Origin of the sequence: Subtercola lobariae (genome assembly GCF_014640255.1) — a bacterium.
Lineage (GTDB): Bacteria > Actinomycetota > Actinomycetes > Actinomycetales > Microbacteriaceae > Subtercola > Subtercola lobariae.
This window is the reverse complement of the sequence record NZ_BMGP01000001.1, coordinates 438727-457205: the sequence shown is the minus strand read 5'-3', so window position 1 is coordinate 457205 and position 18479 is coordinate 438727. Positions and strand designations below refer to the sequence as shown.

The following is an 18479-nucleotide window of genomic DNA, read 5'->3' as shown; positions in this document are numbered from 1 at the left end:
CCATGATGCGAGGTCGAGGGGAGGCAGGGTTAGGGTCAGGATTTTATGTAGGGGCGCCCGGAGGCCGCTGGGCCGCGAGAGCGGCCGACGAGACCGGCCACGGCGAAGATCGTGAGCAGGTACGGCAGCATGAGCATGAACTCGCTCGGCACGGGCGACCCGATGATGCCGAGCGCATTCTGCAGGTTCGACGCGAAACCGAACAAGAGTGCGGCGAGCGTCGCCCTGATCGGATCCCACTGCCCGAAGATCACCGCCGCCAGCGCGATATAACCGGCGCCAGCCGTCATCTCTTTATTGAACGCACCGACCGATCCCAGGGTGAAGTACGCCCCTCCCAGCCCGGTGATCGCACCGGCCAGCAGCACGTTCCAGAACCGGGTGCCGTTGACGTTGATGCCCACGGTGTCGGCGGCCTGTGGATGCTCGCCCACAGCCCGCACGCGCAGCCCCCACTTCGTGTGGAACAACGCGAAGTACACGGCGGCGACGGCGATGTACATCAGGTACACGATGATCGTCTGCCGAAACAGGGTTGGCCCGATGATCGGTATCTCCGACAGAATCGGAATGTTGATGCGGTCGAACCGAGGCGGCGAGTTCAGCAGCTCGGCGTTCTTCGAGAGCACCTGCGAGTACAAGAAGTTCGTCAGCCCGATCACCAGCACGTTCAGCACGACGCCCACGATCACCTGGTCGACGAGGTACTTGATCGCGAAGGCCGCGAGCACGAACGAGACCGCCGCACCTGCGATGGCTGCCGCGCCGAGCCCGAGCAGAGGTTGTCCGGTGATCGAGGCGACCACCGCCGCGACGAAGGCACCGCCGAGCAGCTGACCCTCGATGGCAACGTTCACCACGCCGACGCGTTCAGAGATGACGCCGCCCAGCGCGCCGAAGATCAGCGGTACTGAGAGCGAAACGGTTCCCACGAGAAGGCCCGGCACCTGCACCGGAAGCGAGGCACCCGCATCCACCCAGGTGAGAAACGCGATCAGAAACAGCACGCCCAGAAGCGCAGACGCCCAGAGCGGAACCCGCCGGTCAGAGCGCACCCGAAGGTAGGCGAAGACCGTGAGCAGCGCCAGGAGCACCGTGATCACGATGCCGGTCACCCGCGCCGGAACCGTGACATCGGGCAGTTGAATCAGGTCGTTATCGGCCGAAAGCGTGAAGGTCGACGACCCGTCTCGCCCGAGAATGACGAACAGCACAAGCGCGATGATCGTGAAGGCCAGAAAGGCGATCGGCGCCTTCCAGCTCGTGACGACGGTCTTCTCGAGGCCGTTCGAGCTGTCGGGCCGCTCGTGCTGGGTGGCGGTCGGCGGCCCTGACGAATCGAGAGTCTGCGTTACGTTCGGCACTCCGGTGTCGATTCCCGTCGAATTGAGGTCGCTCATTTTGCCACCACCGCCTCGCCGGTCGACGCAGCCACAGGCGATGATGTACTCGCCTTGGGCGGCTTGGGCTTTTTCGCCACCCCCGGCGTCGGCAGCCGGAACACCGCGCGCACCAACGGCGGCGCGGCAATGAACAGCACAATCAGCGACTGCACCACAAGCACGATGTCGACCGGGATGCCCTGGCCCGCCTGCATGGCGAACCCGCCGGCCTTGAATGCGCCGAAGAGGATGCCCGCCACGAAGATGCCCCACGGCTTCGAGCGCCCGAGCAGCGCCACCGTGATGGCGTCGAACCCGATGCCGGCGTCGATTCCCGAGCTGAAGCCCGATGTCACGGTGCCAAGCACCTGAGCCACGCCCGCGAGCCCCACGAGTCCGCCCGAAAGCAGCATGACGTAGATGTAGCTGCGCTTCACGTTGATGCCAGCGACGCGCGCGGCGTTCGGGTTCACCCCGACGGCCCGGAACTTGAAGCCGAGGCTCGAGCGCGTCAGCAACCACCACACGAACACCGTGGCGGCAATCGAGACCAGCAGACCGGCATGGAGATTGAAATCGCCGCCCAACAGATCGGGGTAGACCGCGGTCGGCAGGTCGGCCGGCGTCTTCGGGTTGCTCGACCCCGGAGCCTGCAGCGCGCCCGGTGTGCGAAGCAGATACGAGATCAGATAGACCGCGATGTAGTTCAGCATGATGGTGACGATGACCTCATGCGCCCCGGTTCGAGCCTTCAAGACACCGACGATGCCGCCCCAGACCGCACCGCCCACGACCCCCGCGAGCACCGCCACGATGAGGTGGATGCCGTACGGCAGCGGAAACGAGTAAGCAACCCACCCCGAGCAGGCCGCAGCGATCAGCATCTGCCCTTGGCCGCCGATGTTGAACATGCCGGCGCGAAACGCCAGCCCCACGCCGAGGCCCGCCACGATCAGCGGGGTCGCGAACGTCAACGTGTCGGTGATCGGTTTGATCTGCTTGACGAACGTGTTGCCGCCGAAGTTGTAGATCGCCCCTTGGAACAGAGCGCCATAGGCGCCCGACACCGAAACCCAGATGGCGTTGATCGTGTCGCCCGGCCGCGAGAAGAAGTAACCCGAGGCAGCCTGAACGTTCTCATCGGTCAGGGCGATCAAGATTCCGCCGACCACCAAGGCCAGCAGCACGGCGAGAATCGAGATGACGACACTGCCACCCATGATGTCTCGCAGCACCTGGTTCGACTTGGGGGCCGGTGGAATCTCGGCCCCTGGCGTCGGGGCGGCCCCTGATGATGCTGCGGGCGTCGGCGACGCGAGTGCACTATCGCTCACAGCAGAACTCCTTCACTGTCGTCTGTCGTGGTGATCACGTGGGGAACCTCGCCGGTCATCATGAGCCCGAGCACGTCGCGAGACGTGTTGCCCGGCACGATGCCGACGATGCTGCCGCGGTACATCACCGCGATACGGTCGGCGAGCGCGGTCACCTCGTCGAGTTCGGTCGACACCACGATCACCGGAACCCCGGCGTCTCGCGTCTCGACGATGCGCTTGTGCACGAACTCGATCGACCCCACGTCGATGCCTCGGGTGGGTTGCGCCGCCAGAAACAGCCGAAGCTCGCGGCTCAGTTCACGCGCCAGCACCACCTTCTGCTGGTTGCCGCCCGAGAGTTTGCCGACGGGGGTCTGGATGCCCTGCGAACGCACATCGAACTCCTTCGACTTCTCGGTTGCGAACGTGCTCAGGTAGCTCAGCTGCAGTGACCCGCGCTTGACGAACGGCGCGTTGCTCGAGCGATCGAGCATCAGATTCTCGGCGATGGTGAACTCCCCCACCAACCCGTCGACGTTGCGGTCTTCGGGTACGAACCCGACACCCGCGTCGAGCACCTTCTGCACACTCAAACCCACGAGCGACTGGCCGTCGAGGGTGATCGAGCCGAGCACCCGTTCTTGCAGCCCGATGATCGCCTCCGAGAGCTCGGTCTGCCCATTGCCCTGCACGCCCGCGATTGCGAGAATCTCGCCGCGGTGCACCTCGAACGACACCGAGTTGACCACGAGCTGACCGACGGCGTCGACCACCGAGAGGTTCTTGACCACAAGTGCTGCTTCACCGGGATTCGCGTGTTCTTTGTGCACGGTCAGCTCGACCGAGCGGCCCACCATGAGCGACGCCAGTTCGGCGTTGGTGGCGGTGGGTTCGGCCTCGCCGACGACCTTGCCGAGGCGGATGATCGTGATGCGGTCGGCTATCTCCCGCACTTCGCGCAGCTTGTGGGTGATGAACACGATCGAGGTACCGGCGTCGCGCAACTGCCCCATGATGACCATGAGTTCGTCGGTCTCTTGCGGAGTCAACACGGCAGTCGGCTCGTCGAACACCAGCACCTTGGCATTGCGCGACAGGGCCTTGATGATCTCGACCCGCTGCTGCACACCCACCGGCAGGTCTTCGACCAGCGCATCCGGATCGACGTCGAACCCGAACTGCGAGCCGATCTCGCGCACCTTCGCGCGAGCCGCCGCCAAATCGAGGCGCCCGAGGCCCTTCGTCTGCTCGTGACCGAGCATCACGTTCTCAGCCACAGTGAACACCGGAATCAGCATGAAGTGCTGATGCACCATGCCGATTCCCGAATTCATGGCGTCACCCGGGCCGGCGAAATGCTGCACCTCATCGTCGAGGAGAATTTCGCCTTCGTCGGCCTGATAGAGGCCGTACAGAACATTCATCAGGGTGGACTTACCCGCACCGTTCTCACCGAGAAGGGCATGGATCTCACCGGGCTTCACGACAAGGTCGATGTGGTCGTTCGCAACGAGCGACCCGAAACGCTTAGTGATGCCGCGCAATTCGAGCTTCATAGAGTCAATCTACTCAGGGGGTGGGCGTTCAACGAGACCGGGGAGCCAGTTGCCCTGGCCCCCCGGTCTCGTGCTATGCGTGTTGGCGCGGAATGCCTACAGCCTCCGCATCAGCTGCCGCTACTTCGTCGGCGTGAGGTACGACTTCACCGGGATGGAACCCGAAATGATGCCCGCCTTGATGGTGTCGAGCTCGCCCTGCAGACCGCTGTCGACCTTGCTCTGGAAGTTGTGGAACGGAGCGATACCGACGCCGTCGTTCGACAGGTCACCGATGTACGTGGTGGTGTCGAACGTGGTTGCGGTGCCGGCGTTCTGCACGACGGCGGCCGTCGCCTGAGCGATGCCCTTCTCCACCGAGGTGAAGTAGAGGCTGTCGTAGGTGGGGAACGTGTTGTACACGTCGGCGTCGGCACCGAGCAGCGCGACATCTTTACCCGAGTCGGTGATGGCTGCGCCAGCGCTCTGGAAGATGGGCCCACCGACGGGCAGCAGAACGTCTGCACCCTGGTCGATGAAGTTCTGCGCCGTGGTCTTGGCGGTGTCGTTGGCCTCGAAGCCACCCGTGAACGTTGCCGCGTCAGGGTTCTTCTCGTCGTAACCGAGAACCTGAACCGACTTCGACTTCTGTGCGTTGTAGTAGTCGACGCCCTGCGCGAAGCCATCCATGAAGATGGTGACGGTGGGGTAGTTCATTCCGCCGTAGGTGGCGACCTTGCCGGCCTTCGAGTAGTCGGCCGAGGCGTACCCGGCGAGGAACGCGGCCTGAGCCGTGTTGAAGAGAATCGGCTTGATGTTCGGCGCGTCGGTCTTGCCGTCGAAGTTGTTGTCGGCCGCGTCGTCGATGATGGCGAAGTCGACGGTGGGGTTTGCAAGCGCTGCAGTGACAGTGGCCGCCGAAAGGGCGAAGCCTACCGTGATGATGAGCGAGCAGTTCTGCGAGATGAGACTGTCGATGTTCGGCGCGTAGTCGGTCTCAGCGTTCGACTGAACGGTGATGGCCTTGACGCCGAGAGCAGCAGAGGCGGTCTGCAGACCTTCGTAGCCCAGCTGGTTGAACGACTTGTCATCGAAACCGCCGAGGTCTGAGACCATGCACGGCTTGAAGCCGGCGACGGCGGTGGCCGTGGGAGTCGCGGTCGATGCGGTGGGGGCTGATGCGCAGCCGGCGAGAAGCGCCAGGCTGGCGACCGTGGCCAGGCCGCCGAAGGCGACACGACGTTTGGTGATGCTCAAGATGTCCTCCAAAGTGCTGCCCTGCCCGAGGAGGGTCAGGTGCTGTGGAAGTACACGTTACCTAATATGACGAACTCTCTTGTGCACCAATTTCGCTTTGCAGCCCAAGCGTTACAAACCCGGGATGCCAGCGAAATCTCACCGAAATGTCCACGCAAAAATTCCTCACAGGTTGCCGCTTTTCCGCGTGGCTGATCGGCTACAGTACGTCGCCCGATCCCGAGAGCCGCAGAGCATCCACAACCGCCTTCACTCGCTGAGCGTGCGCGCTCGTCGTCACCAGCAGCGCGTCGGGAGTGTCGACCACCACGATGTCTTCGACCCCGATGAGGCTGATCACGCGGTTGCTGTGCGACACCACGACCCCGCTCGACGAATCGGAGAGGATGCGCGCGTTCTTGCCGAGTATGGCGAGCTCTGACTTGCGGCCGCCCGAGTGCAGCTTGGCGATGGAGGCGAAGTCACCCACGTCGTCCCAGCTGAAGGTGCCGGGAACCACTGCGAGCTTGCCTTCGAGCGCACTCGGCTCGGCCACGGTGTAGTCGATGGCGATCTTCTCGAGGTCGGGCCAGACCTGGTCGACGACGGCGCCGCGACGCGGGGTGTCCCATGCCTCGGCGAGTTCGAGCAGGCCGGCGAGCAGCTCGGGGCGCGAGCGGCCGATCTGCTCGAGCAGCACATCGGCGCGCGAGATGAACATGCCCGCGTTCCACATGTAGTTACCTGCAGCCAGGTACTTCTCGGCGGTGGGCAGATCGGGCTTCTCGACGAACGTGTCGACGAAGCAGGCGTCGGGAGCACCCTCGACACCGAGCGGCTTCACGGCGTGAATGTAGCCGAAGCCGATGGAGGGCTCGGTGGGCATGATGCCGATGGTGGTGATGAACCCCGCGTCGGCGGTGACCATGGCCTGCCGAACGGTCTGCCGAAAGCGCTCCGGCTCACCGATCACGTGATCGGCCGCGAACGAACCAACGATGACACCCGGCTGGCGACGCTCGAGAATGGCGGCGGCGAGCCCGATGGCCGCCGTCGACTCGCGCGGCTCACTCTCGAGCACCACGTTCGCGTCTTGCAGTGCGGGCAGCTGCTTCTCGACGGCGGCACGGTGCGCGCGCCCAGTGACCACCATGATGCGCTGTTCGCCGGCCAGCGGGGCCAGCCTGTCCCACGTGTCACGAAGAAGGCTCTGACCCGAGCCACTCAGGTCGTGCAAGAACTTGGGGGCATCCGCTCGCGACAACGGCCAGAGGCGAGAACCGATGCCGCCGGCGGGAATCACACTGTAATAACGGTCGAGCAGATCGTTGTCGTTGGGCATGCGACCTACCTTATATGTGCACACCGTTATGCCCCTCGACAGAGGCACGTCACCCTTCGTTCATGGGGGTTTCTTAGCGTTTGACCATGAGGGTTGCGATTGTCACCGAAAGCTTTCTGCCCACCGTCAACGGAGTCACCAACAGCGTCTGCAAGGTGCTCGATCACCTGCGAGAGAACGGCCACGAGGCCATCGTCATCTGCCCAGCCGCTCACGCCCCGAGTCACTACCGTGGTTTCGCGGTTCATCAGGTCGCGGCCTTCGCCTACCGAGAGTTTCCGGTCGGGCTGCCGAACCTGCAGGTGCTGCGCCTGCTCGCCGACTTCGCCCCCGACGTGGTGCACGCGGCCTCCCCTTTCATGCTCGGTGCGCAGGGCATCGCCTCGGCCAACCGGCTCGGAGTGCCCTCGGTCGCCGTTTTTCAGACCGACGTCGCCGGGTATGCTCGCCGAAACCACCTCGGGCCCGCCACGAAGCTCGCCTGGCGTTTCGTGAAATGGGTGCACGACGGCGCGACGCTCACTCTCGTTCCGTCGACGGCGTCGATGGATGATCTGCAGAAGCTCGGCGTCAAGCACCTTCGCCACTGGGCTCGAGGCGTCGATCTCGCTGCCTTTCACCCGAACAACCGAACACTGCCCGAGGCCGCCGCGTTACGTTCGCGGCTCAGCCCCCGGGGCGAGGTGGTGGTGGGATACGTGGGGCGCATCGCGCCAGAGAAGCAGCTCGAGCGCGTTGCTGCCCTTCGGGGGATGCCGGGCATCCACCTCGCCGTCGTAGGAGACGGGCCCGCGCTCGGGCAGATCACCGCACTGAGCAAGGGCATGCCCATCACCTTTCTCGGCCGGCTCGGCGGCGAAGACCTCTCGGCGGCGTACGGCAGTTTCGACCTCTTCTTACACACCGGCGCCGAAGAAACGTTCGGCCAGACTCTGCAAGAGGCGCACGCGAGCGGGCTGCCCGTGATCGCACCCCGCGCGGGAGGCCCCATCGACCTGGTTTCAGACGGCGAGACCGGCTACCTCTTCGACCCGAACGACCCTCGGGAAATGCGCGATCTCGTCGCCGATCTCGTTGCGAGCCCGACGCTGCGCCGGCGAATGGGAGAGGCCGGGCGCAGGCAGGTGCTCGGGCGCACCTGGGCGAGTGTCTGCGGTGAGCTCGTCAAGCACTACGAGTCGGTGCTGAACGTGCCTACACTGGAAGCGAAACGGGCGGCTCGGGCCCGAATTCAGTAAGCACAGCCCGTGATGTGGTAAGGGTTGCCTTACAAGACATTTCACGATGCGAACATTATGCTGAAAAAGATTTCGCACCGGGCACAGCGCTTCTGTGTCAGGCTGCAAACCCATACCGAACCAAAGGGGGTTGCTCGTGCCCAATGAAGCGGCATCGACACTCACCACCGCAAGAAGCTCGTCGAAACGGCCAGCGGGAACGCTGTACCGCGGTAACACGGGTATGTGGTCGTGGGTACTGCACCGCATCACCGGTGTCTCCATCTACTTCTTCTTGCTGGTGCACGTTCTCGACACAGCAATGATCAGGGTCAGCCCCCAGGCCTACGACGCGGTCATGAGCACCTATAAGAACCCGATCATGGGGCTCGGTGAGACCGCACTGGTCATCGCCATAATGTTCCACGCGTTCAACGGCATTCGCATCATCTTGATCGACTTCTGGAGCAAGGGCGCGAAGTACCAGCGCCTGATGTTCTGGATCGTCATCGCCCTCTGGGTGATCGGCACCGCAGGGTTCGCACCCATTCACTTGCACAACGTCTTCACGGAGCCGCAGTAATGTCGACGATCATCGAGGCACCCCGTACGCCGCGGGAACGCTCAAGCAAAGGCCGGGTCAACTGGGAGAAGTGGGGCTGGCTGTACATGCGCCTCTCTGGCGTGCTGCTGCTCATCCTCATTTTCGGTCATCTCTTCGTGAACTTGGTTCTGGGTGAAGGCATCAAAGAGATCGACTTCGCCTTCGTCGCCGGCAAGTACGCCACGCCGTTCTGGCAGTGGTGGGATGTTGTCATGCTCTGGCTCGCCATGATCCACGGCTCGAACGGTATGCGCACCATCGTGAACGACTACGCATCGCACCGCACGGTTCGCCGAGTTCTGCTGATCGGCATCGCCGCCGCGGCCATCATTCTCATTGTTCTCGGAACGCTGGTGGTCTTCACCTTCGACCCCTGCAACACCTTCATTCCCGCAGATCAGGCTCTGACCTTCTGCCCGGTGAACTAAGCACCTTTTCACAACCGCAAGGAACCCAATTCAGTGACTGACTATGCAGACGGCACCGTCGTCGATGGCGTGACCTATCACCAGCACGACGTTGTCATCGTCGGCGCGGGCGGCGCGGGAATGCGCGCAGCTATCGAGGCCGGGCCCAAGGCTCGCACCGCCGTCATCTCGAAGCTCTACCCCACGCGCTCGCACACCGGTGCGGCGCAGGGCGGAATGGCTGCAGCCCTCGCCAACGTCGAAGAAGACAACTGGGAGTGGCACACCTTCGACACCGTGAAAGGCGGTGACTATCTGGTCGATCAGGATGCCGCCGAGATTCTGGCGAAAGAAGCCATCGACGCGGTCTACGACCTCGAGAACATGGGTCTGCCTTTCAACCGCACCCCTGAGGGCAAGATCGACCAGCGCCGCTTCGGTGGTCACACGCGTGACCACGGCAAGGCGCCGGTTCGCCGGGCCTGCTATGCCGCAGACCGCACCGGTCACATGATTCTGCAGACCTTGTACCAGAACTGCGTCAAGCACGGCATCAACTTCTTCAACGAGTACTACGTGCTCGACCTGGTCATGGTCGAGGTCGACGGCGTGAAGCGCCCCTCGGCGGTCGTGGCTTACGAGCTCGCCACCGGCGACCTGCACATCTTCCAGGGCAAGTCGATCGTCTTCGCGACCGGCGGATTCGGCAAGATCTTCAAGACCACCTCGAACGCCCACACCCTCACGGGAGACGGCGTGGGCATCATCTGGCGCAAGGGTCTGCCGCTTGAAGACATGGAGTTCTTCCAGTTCCACCCGACGGGGTTGGCGGGCCTCGGCATCCTGCTCTCTGAAGCAGCCCGTGGTGAGGGCGCGATACTCCGTAACAGCGAGGGTGAACGCTTCATGGAGCGCTACGCCCCCACCATCAAAGACCTCGCCCCGCGTGACATCGTCGCTCGCTGCATGGCCACTGAGATTCGTGAAGGCCGAGGTGGCGGCCCGAACAAAGACTACGTGTACCTCGACATCACCCACCTCGAACCGGCCGTCATCGACGCGAAGCTGCCCGACATCACCGAGTTCGCCCGCACCTACCTGGGCGTCGAGCCGTACACCGAACCGGTGCCCGTGCTGCCGACGGCCCACTACGCGATGGGCGGCATCCCGACCAACGTGGCAGCCGAGGTTCTGAGCGACAACAGCACCGTCGTGCCCGGTCTCTACGCCGCCGGCGAGTGCGCCTGCGTCTCGGTACACGGCTCGAACCGGCTCGGCACCAACTCGCTGCTCGACATCAACGTTTTCGGCAAGCGCGCCGGTAACAACGCGGTGGAGTACGCACTGACCGCTGAATACGTTCCGCTGCCCGACGACCCCGCGAAACCGATTCGCGACCTGGTAGAGATGCTTCGGGCATCCAACGGCACCGAGCGCATGTCGGCCATGCGTAAAGAGCTGCAAGACTCAATGGACCGCAACGCCCAGGTGTATCGCACCGAGACGTCGCTGATCGAGGTCACCAAGGTGATCGCCGACCTGCGCGAGCGCTACAAGAACGTGATGGTGCAAGACAAAGGCAAGCGGTTCAACACCGACCTGCTCGAAGCCATCGAACTCGGCTTCTTGCTCGACCTCGCCGAGGTGCTCGTCTACTCGGCGCTCTACCGCAAAGAAAGCCGCGGCGGGCACTTCAGAGAAGACTTCCCGAAGCGCGACGACGAGAACTACATGGTGCACACCATGGCGTACCTCACAGGCGACGCGCACTCGACCGACGCCGGCGACCACATCAAGCTAGAAACGAAGCCGGTAGTGGTCACCCGCTACCAGCCCATGGAGAGGAAGTACTAAAGATGAGTACGGCAACTCTGGACTCTCCCCCGGCCCCGGCCGAGGCGCCCATTCCTACGTTCACCGTCACCATGATGGTGCGCCGCTTCAACCCCGAGGTCGACGAAGAGCCGCGCTGGCAAGACTTCGACGTCGAGCTCTACCCCACAGACCGCGTGCTGGATGCTCTGCACAAGATCAAGTGGGAGCAAGACGGTTCTCTCACCTTCCGCCGCTCCTGCGCCCATGGCGTGTGCGGTTCAGACGCCATGCGCATCAACGGCCGCAATCGTCTCGCGTGCAAGACGCTGATGAAAGACCTCGACATCACGAAGCCCATCTACGTCGAGGCCATCAAGGGCCTGCCGCTGGAAAAAGACCTCGTGGTCGACATGGAGCCGTTCTTCGCGTCGTACCGCGAGGTGCAGCCGTTCTTGCAGGCTTCGTCGAAGCCCGAGAAAGAGCGTATTCAGTCGGCCGAGCAGCGTGCGCGCTTCGATGACACCACCAAGTGCATCCTCTGCGCCGCGTGCACCTCATCGTGCCCCGTGTTCTGGACAGACGGGCAGTACTTCGGCCCGGCCGCCATCGTGAACGCACACCGCTTCATCTTCGACTCGCGCGACGAGGCCTCCTCGGTGCGTCTCGACATTCTGAACGACAAAGAGGGCGTGTGGCGCTGCCGCACCACCTTCAACTGCTCTGAGGCGTGCCCCCGTGGCATCCAGGTCACCCAGGCCATCGCCGAGGTCAAGCAGGCCATCATGTTCGGCAAGCGCTAACCCTCTCTTACAGATCGCGAAAAGTGGCTCAAAAACGTATTTTTGGGCCACTTTTCGTGATCTACACGCATCGCGTTAGGAGCGCAAGCCGTGCGGCGGGTGCGCTAGGGCGGCTTTAGGGTGAGAGGGTGAGCACAACGCAGACCGCCAAGAGTGCCAAAGACCCGAAACCGTCAGACGCCGTTCAGGTGGCGACCGACGAGGCTTCTGCCGACGCGAAACCGAAACCCGGCGGAATCAAGGGGCTCGTTGCGTGGGTGCAGCAGTCGAGGCCTGTTCGCGTGTTTCAGAACTACGGCAACAACGGCGGACCATTACTCGCCTCAGGCATGAGCTATCAGGCCGTCTTCGCCATCTTTGCGGCGCTGGCTGCGACATTCTCCATCTTCGGTCTGGCGCTCGCGTCGAACCCGCAGCTGCAGCAGGCCATCATCGATCAGCTCAACACCAGTGTGCCTGGGTTGATCGGCCCAGATGGCGCCATCAAACCGGATGCTCTGACGAACGCCACGCCTGCCCTCGGCTGGACAGGGGTCATCGCGGTGGCTGGCCTCATCTTCACGGCCGTCGGATTTCTCGGCTCGACCCGCAGCGCGATTCGGCTCATCTTCAACCTGCCGGGGCCGAAAACCAACTTTGTTCTGCTGAAGCTCAGAGACTTCGGGCTCGCCATCGCCTTCGCGATTCTGCTTCTGATCTCGGCTGGCATGTCGATCGCGTCGAGTTCTGCCCTCGGGTTCGTGTTCGGGCTTTTCGGCTGGGATCAGTCATCGCCCGCAGCCGAGATCATCGCGCGAATAGTGGGCCTTCTTCTGGTGTACGTGTTCGACACGATCGTGCTAGCCGGGGTCTACCGAGTGCTGTCGGGAGTGCCGATTCCGTTCCAGCAACTGCTGCAGGGCGCGGCGCTCGGCGCGGTCGCGATGGGCATTCTGAAGGTGCTCGGTTCGTCGCTACTCGGGGGAGCAACAAAAAATCCGCTGCTCGCATCGTTTGCCGTCATCATCGGCATTCTCATCTGGTTCAACCTCATCTGCCAGGTACTGCTGATCTTCGCCTCGTGGATTCAGGTCAGCATGGCAGACGCCCACATCGACCCGCGCAACCTCAGCCCCGAAGAGGCCGAGCGCGAGGCGCTGCAGACCGAGGCCGAGGCGCATCGCGCCGCGCTGGTCGCGCAGCGCACCCAGGTCGAGGCCGAACTCGAGCGTGCCCACGGCCTGCGCGCGGTGAACCTGCGCCGTACCCTGCGCCGCCTCGACCGCGAGCTCGCCCACGAGCCGGTCGACCCCGACATCGCGACTTCCACCCCGGCGGCTGCTCCGCCGCCCCCGAAGTAGCGCGGGCCGCCGGGCCCCGCTCCGCAGCCCGGGGTGACGCGGCGGCAGATCTCCGGTGTCGGCGCGGGCCGGTACAGTTGCGGGTATGGTTTCGGGCTCCAAGAATCTGCGTATTGCTTCTGTCAACGTGAACGGCGTGCGCGCCGCGTTTCGCAAAGGCATGGGCGGGTGGCTGGATGCCCGGGGGGTCGACATTCTGGCGTTGCAAGAGGTACGGGCATCCACTGAAGACCTCGAAGCTCTGCTCGGGCCCGAGTGGAGCATTCTGCACGACGCGGCCACGGCCAAAGGCCGCGCGGGGGTGGCCATTGCGTCAAGAGACAAGGCGAGCATCCACCGCGTCACCATCGGCGACGAAGAGTTCGACAGCGCCGGACGCTGGCTCGAGGCCGACTACGAGGTGAACGGCCAGATCGTCACCGTGGTGAGCGCATATGTGCACTCGGGTGACGACGGCACGCCGAAACAGGTAGAGAAGTACAAGTTTCTCGACGGCATGACCGTGCGTCTGCCCGAGATCAAGGCGCACAGTTCGCTGGCGGTGGTGGTCGGCGACCTCAACGTGGGGCACAAGCCGCTCGACATCAAGAACTGGAAGGGCAACGTGAAGCGCGCTGGCTTCTTGCCGCGCGAGCGCGCCTACTTCGACCGGTTCTTCGGCGAGGCGGGCGCAACCGTCGAGGGCGTCGACGGCTCGACCGGCCCGGGCCTTGGCTGGGTCGATATCGGCAGGCGCTCGGCCGGCGAAGTCGACGGGCCGTACACCTGGTGGTCATGGCGCGGCCAGGCGTTCGACAACGACACCGGCTGGCGCATCGACTACCAGATGGCCACCGCGGCACTCGCCGATCGCGTGGTGAACTACTCGGTCGACCGGGCCGCGTCGCACGACGAGCGATGGTCGGATCACACGCCTGTCGTCGTCGACTATTCCATTTGATGCGCCGCCGCCCTTTCATCGATTCCGTTGCGGTCGAACGCACTGTCGTTTGCTTTACTTCTCTTACCCCTATTTAGGACTTTTCTCATGACGAACAAACCGCGCCTGCTCTCGGGCATGCAGCCCTCAGCCGAATCGCTGCACATCGGCAACTACGTGGGCGCCCTGCTGAGCTGGAAGGCACTGCAGGCCAGCCACGACGCGTTCTACATGCTCGCCGACCTGCACGCCATCACCGTGCCCCAAGACCCCGCAGAGCTGCGCGAGAACACGCGCCGTACGGTTGCGCAGTACATCGCCGCCGGCATCGACCCTGCCGAGTCGACCCTTTTCGTACAATCGCAGGTACCGGCGCACGCTGAACTCGCCTGGGTGCTGAACAGCATCACCGGTTTCGGCGAGGCGAGCCGCATGACGCAGTTCAAAGACAAGGCCTCGAAGCAGGGTTCTGACGCCGCCTCGGTGGGGCTCTTCACCTACCCGATTCTGCAGGCCGGCGACATTCTGCTCTACCAGGCCGAAGACGTTCCGGTGGGCGAAGACCAGCGCCAGCACGTCGAGCTGACCCGTGACCTGGCCACGCGGTTCAACAGCCGTTTCGGCGAGACCTTCGTCATTCCCGAGCCGTACATCGTCAAAGAGACGGCGAAGATCTTCGATCTGCAGAACCCCACCGCCAAAATGTCGAAGTCGGCAGAGTCACCGGCCGGCATCATCTGGATGCTCGACGACCCGGCCATCACACAGAAGAAGATCATGCGCGCCGTCACCGACGCCGACGGCGCAATCGTGTTCGACCCGGCCAGCAAACCCGGCGTCTCGAACCTCTTGACCATCTACTCGGTGCTCTCGGGCCAGTCGATCGAATCGCTCGAGGCGGAGTTCGCCGGCCGCGGCTACGGCGACTTCAAAAAAGCCTTGGCCACCGTGGTCATCGACACCATCACGCCCATTCGCACCCGCGCGCTCGAGCTGCTCGCCGACCCGGCCGAACTCGACCGTATTCTGGGCACCGCGGCCGATCGCGCCAACGAGGTGGCGAACGGAACGCTCGCCACGGTCTACGACCGCGTCGGCTTTCTGCCCCGCCGCCGCATCCACCTCGTCTGACACCCCGCCCCCGGCGCGCCCGGCCCGCCCCCGGCCCGCCCCCGGCCCGCCCCCGGCTCAATCGAGAGGTCGAAATCTCTCCCAAAATGCCCCGTATTGGAGAGATTTCGACCTCTCGATTGTGAGGCAGGGCCGAGCGTGCTGCCAGGCGGCAAGGCGCATAATGGAAGGGAATCGGAAGTCGCGATCCACCGCCCTGAGGAGCCCCCACGCCTGACATTCTCACGTTTCTCACGACGTGGCAGTTCAACGCTGTCGGCGTCGTCGCGATCGTACTCGCCGGGCTCGCGTACCTGGCGGGCATCCTTGCTATCAGGCATCGCGGCGAACACTGGCGGCTGAAGCCCACCGCCGGTTTCTACTTGCTCGGGTTGGGCTCGTACGCGTTCATCGAATTCGGGTTTCTGGGTGCGTACAGCGAAGAGCTGCGCTTCGCCTTCACCACGCGAATCGCGCTGCTGCTCTTCGCCGTGCCGGCTCTACTCGCCACCGGCAAACCCGTCGAGCTCGCTCGCACGGCGCTTTCTGGGGCCCCACTACGGGCGCTGAACCGGTTTCTCGACTCCAAGCTCATCGGAATCATGGGCAACGCGGTCTTCGGCCCGGTGTTCGCTCTCGCAGCGTTCTCTGTCTTTCTGACGCCGATCGCAGGCACGCTGCGCGAGTCGCCCGGAGCCCAGGGCGCCATCAGCATCATCGTGCCAGTCGTGGGGCTCATCATGGTGCTGCCGCTCACCGAGCTCGTGGTGGTGCGTACGAGCCTGTTCATCGTGGCTGAGTTCATGCTGGCCTTCGTCGAACTCGTCATCGACGCCATTCCGGGCATTCTGCTGCGGCTGAACGACAACATTCTCGACCACGCGGCACCCATCACTGCCGCCGTGCCCGGCTGGTTTCCGAACGCTCTGCGCGACCAACAGCTCTCGGGCGATCTGCTCTGGTTCATCGCCGAAGTCGCCGACATTCCCATTTTGATTCTGCTGTTCATCCGCTGGTCGCAACATGACCGCAAAGAGGCCAAAGAGATCGACGAGCTGAGCGACGAAGAAATGGATGCGCTGACCCAGGCCCACCTGAAGTCATTCGGCAACCGCAGCGACTGACGCTCACGTCAGATCGACCGCCCGCGTCAGACCGACGCGGACTCCTCGGTGGCCGCCACAAGCTCTTCGTGAATTCGCCGCAGGTCTTCGAGCAAGAACCCCAGCAACACCCAGTGCTCTGAGCGCGGAACGCCGATGTCGAGCGGGGCCGTGAGGGCCGGCATTTCGTCTGTCACCGTGTCAGGCTCGGTGCCCGGCAGTTCGGCGTTCTGAATCACCAGGCGCAGGTCGTGGGCCGCTCGACGCAGCTCTGAAACGATCTCGCCCACAATCGGTTCGTCGAGCAGATCGTCGTCGTACAGGTCGTACACCCCTCGCGCCATGCCGGTCACCCGGGTCACCAGTATCGTCAGCATGGCGAGCAACTGCCCGTCGCGCTCGAGCAGGTCTCGGTGCACCGAACGCCTCGGGTTGTACTTCAGACTCTCTTCGCCGTTCGCGAGCGCCGCAGCGGCCTTCGCGCGCATCGGGGTGAGCAGCCGCGCCTCCACCAGCAGTTCGGTGCGGTCTTTCGGCAGCGTCGGCGCGCTCAGCACCTGTGCCATCGAGTCCAGGATGTTCGAGACCTCGTTACCCAGACCGGCAACCGCTTCGTGCACCGGTTGCAACGCCACCGGCGGAACGATGAGCAGGTTCACAGCCACCCCGATGACCGCGCCGATGATCGTCTCGATGATGCGGTCGAGAGCGTAGCCCGGGGTCGTGGTTCCCAACGCCAGCACGAGCATCGCGCTGATCGGAATCTGGGCCGCAGATGTGACTCCGAGCCGCAGCACCCAGCCGAGCAGCAACGCCAGCACGACCGCCAGCGGAATCACCCACGACGACCCCTGCCCGAACACCAACCCCACGAAATAGGCAACAATGACGCCGATGATCACCCCGACGACGCGTTCGAGCGCCTTGCCGAACGACTGCGTCACACTCGGCTGCACCACGAGAATCGCGGCGATCACCGCGAACAACGGGGTCAGCCCGGTCAGCAGCCAGACGCAGACGAACCAGGCGACAACCGCGGCGACACTGGTCTTCAGCACCTGCAAAAAGGGTATGCGGGTGGTCGACAGAATGAGCTTGGCGTATCGGTCAGGAGAAAGAGCGGCCACGTTCATCCGGCGCCCCCTGAACCAGTTGGTGGCGTTCACACAACAACCCTAGGAGGGTGTGCCGTATATTGGGTCAGTCATAAAGAAAGGTAGCCCATTGCCTGGAGCTGTCGTCGTCATACCCACGTACAACGAAAAAGAGACCATCACGGCCATCGTCGACCGTATTCTGGCCGCCGATTCTGAGGTTCACATTCTCGTCGTCGACGACAATTCGCCCGACGGCACCGGGCAGATCGTCGACGGCATCGCCGCTTCGAACCCTCGCGTGAACGTGATGCACCGCACCGAGAAGAACGGTCTGGGCACGGCGTATGTCAACGGTTTCGGCTGGGCGCTCGAGCAGGGTTACGACTACATCATCGAAATGGATGCCGACGGGTCGCACCAGCCCGAAGAGCTCTCACGCCTGCTGAAGCTGCTCGACGGTGGGGCGAACCTCGCCATCGGTGCGCGGTGGATTCCTGGCGGCAAGACCGAGAACTGGCCCTGGTACCGCCAGCTCATCTCGCGCTCAGGCACCACGTATGCGCGCATGATGCTCTCGTCGAAGCTGCACGACATCACCTCGGGCTACCGCGGGTTCAGCGCCGACACCCTGCGCGCCCTCGACCTGTCGAAGCTCGATAGCGCCGGCTACTGCTTTCAAATCGAGCTCGCCTGGCTCGTGGAGCGCTCGGGGGGGGTCGTGCGCGAGTTTCCCATCACGTTCGTCGAGCGGCTCGAGGGCCACTCGAAAATGACCACGGGCATCGTGGTCGAGGCGCTCTCCAAGGTCACCTCGTGGGGCATCGCCTCCCGCCTCGGCCGCATCCCCAAGTCGCAGCCCTTGGCGAACCGCGCGAGCTGAATTTTCTTGTGCGCCGCCGCGGCGACAAGCTGAGAATTTCGTAACAAATCGCATGCAGTGCGCCGCAGGGGCGGCGGGGCACACAACGTAATCGGAGTGCAGGGCGGCGTGTACGGCGCTGCACTCGTTTCCGCGGCACGTGCGAAAGCTGTGAAACAAATCGCAGCATTGGCCGCAGGGGCGGCGGCCAATATAAACTAGTGGCGTGCTCCGGGGTCGGTGAGAATCCGAACCGGCGGTTATAGTCCGCGAACTGAGGTTCGCCCTGCGACGCAGGGTGCCGAGGTTGATCTGGTGAAACTCCAGAACCGACGGTCATGAAGGTGCTTCGGTGCCTTCAGTAGTCCGGATGAGAGGTGCACACGCGCTGTGCGGT

The 18479-nt window shown here is 63.7% G+C and carries 16 protein-coding genes and 1 riboswitch; of the genes, 10 read left to right on the top strand and 6 right to left on the bottom strand.

The annotated features are described in order from the left end of the window. Positions 1–35: 35 nt before the first annotated feature. The 5 genes from IEX24_RS02170 to IEX24_RS02150 form a co-directional block, all read right to left on the bottom strand. Positions 36–1400: an ABC transporter permease gene (locus IEX24_RS02170; RefSeq protein ID WP_188672950.1), complete on the bottom strand. Its 1365-nt coding sequence runs from the start codon at positions 1398–1400 to the stop codon at positions 36–38. Then, positions 1397–2716 carry an ABC transporter permease gene (locus IEX24_RS02165; protein ID WP_229715041.1) on the bottom strand — a complete coding sequence of 440 codons (1320 nt, stop codon included), beginning with the start codon at positions 2714–2716 and terminating at the stop codon, positions 1397–1399. Before IEX24_RS02165 ends, IEX24_RS02170 begins: the two co-directional genes overlap by 4 nt. Then, positions 2713–4254, bottom strand: coding sequence for an ABC transporter ATP-binding protein (locus IEX24_RS02160; protein ID WP_188672947.1), 1542 nt, complete (start codon positions 4252–4254; stop codon positions 2713–2715). The genes IEX24_RS02165 and IEX24_RS02160 overlap by 4 nt, the downstream gene beginning before the upstream one ends. Positions 4255–4374: 120 nt before the next feature. After that, complete coding sequence (locus IEX24_RS02155) at positions 4375–5490, bottom strand: BMP family lipoprotein (protein WP_188672944.1); 1116 nt, start codon at positions 5488–5490, stop codon at positions 4375–4377. Positions 5491–5689: 199 nt separating this feature from the next. Continuing rightward, positions 5690–6811: a mannose-1-phosphate guanylyltransferase gene (locus tag IEX24_RS02150; protein WP_188672941.1), complete on the bottom strand. Its 1122-nt coding sequence runs from the start codon at positions 6809–6811 to the stop codon at positions 5690–5692. A gap of 86 nt (positions 6812–6897) precedes the next feature. On the opposite strand from IEX24_RS02150, the gene IEX24_RS02145 reads away from it, so the two are divergent. The 9 genes from IEX24_RS02145 (at position 6898) to IEX24_RS02105 (ending at position 16147) form a co-directional block, all read left to right on the top strand. Continuing rightward, entirely contained in the window at positions 6898–8049 is a 1152-nt protein-coding gene (locus IEX24_RS02145; RefSeq protein WP_188672938.1) for a glycosyltransferase family 4 protein, read from the top strand. A gap of 136 nt (positions 8050–8185) precedes the next feature. After that, on the top strand, positions 8186–8611 hold the full coding sequence (gene sdhC, locus IEX24_RS02140; protein WP_268236213.1) for a succinate dehydrogenase, cytochrome b556 subunit: 426 nt from the start codon (positions 8186–8188) through the stop codon (positions 8609–8611). Then, a complete protein-coding gene (locus tag IEX24_RS02135; protein WP_188672935.1) occupies positions 8611–9060 on the top strand; it encodes a succinate dehydrogenase hydrophobic membrane anchor subunit in 450 nt (149 codons plus the stop codon). The genes sdhC and IEX24_RS02135 overlap by 1 nt, the downstream gene beginning before the upstream one ends. Positions 9061–9093: 33 nt before the next feature. After that, on the top strand, positions 9094–10893 hold the full coding sequence (sdhA, locus tag IEX24_RS02130) for a succinate dehydrogenase flavoprotein subunit (protein ID WP_188672932.1): 1800 nt from the start codon (positions 9094–9096) through the stop codon (positions 10891–10893). A gap of 2 nt (positions 10894–10895) precedes the next feature. Continuing rightward, positions 10896–11654 (top strand): succinate dehydrogenase iron-sulfur subunit, encoded by a 759-nt coding sequence (locus IEX24_RS02125; RefSeq protein WP_188672929.1) that lies wholly within the window; start codon positions 10896–10898, stop codon positions 11652–11654. A gap of 128 nt (positions 11655–11782) precedes the next feature. Beyond that, complete coding sequence (locus tag IEX24_RS02120) at positions 11783–12994, top strand: YihY/virulence factor BrkB family protein (protein ID WP_188672926.1); 1212 nt, start codon at positions 11783–11785, stop codon at positions 12992–12994. A gap of 85 nt (positions 12995–13079) precedes the next feature. Continuing rightward, complete coding sequence (locus tag IEX24_RS02115) at positions 13080–13934, top strand: exodeoxyribonuclease III (protein WP_188672923.1); 855 nt, start codon at positions 13080–13082, stop codon at positions 13932–13934. An 87-nt stretch (positions 13935–14021) separates the two neighbouring features. Further along, positions 14022–15044 (top strand): tryptophan--tRNA ligase, encoded by a 1023-nt coding sequence (gene trpS / locus IEX24_RS02110; protein ID WP_188672919.1) that lies wholly within the window; start codon positions 14022–14024, stop codon positions 15042–15044. Between the two features lie 218 nt (positions 15045–15262). Beyond that, the gene (locus tag IEX24_RS02105; RefSeq protein ID WP_308419025.1) at positions 15263–16147 is read left to right on the top strand and encodes a cytochrome c oxidase assembly protein; all 885 of its coding nucleotides are present in this window, start codon (positions 15263–15265) and stop codon (positions 16145–16147) included. A 26-nt stretch (positions 16148–16173) separates the two neighbouring features. Here IEX24_RS02105 and IEX24_RS02100 read toward each other — a convergent pair whose 3' ends face one another. After that, positions 16174–17292 carry an FUSC family protein gene (locus IEX24_RS02100; RefSeq protein WP_229715040.1) on the bottom strand — a complete coding sequence of 373 codons (1119 nt, stop codon included), beginning with the start codon at positions 17290–17292 and terminating at the stop codon, positions 16174–16176. A gap of 58 nt (positions 17293–17350) precedes the next feature. Here IEX24_RS02100 and IEX24_RS02095 point away from each other — a divergent pair, with 58 nt between their 5' ends. Further along, positions 17351–18103 carry a polyprenol monophosphomannose synthase gene (locus IEX24_RS02095; protein ID WP_188672916.1) on the top strand — a complete coding sequence of 251 codons (753 nt, stop codon included), beginning with the start codon at positions 17351–17353 and terminating at the stop codon, positions 18101–18103. A gap of 202 nt (positions 18104–18305) precedes the next feature. After that, a riboswitch (FMN riboswitch) is annotated at positions 18306–18468 on the top strand. Positions 18469–18479: the final 11 nt, after the last annotated feature.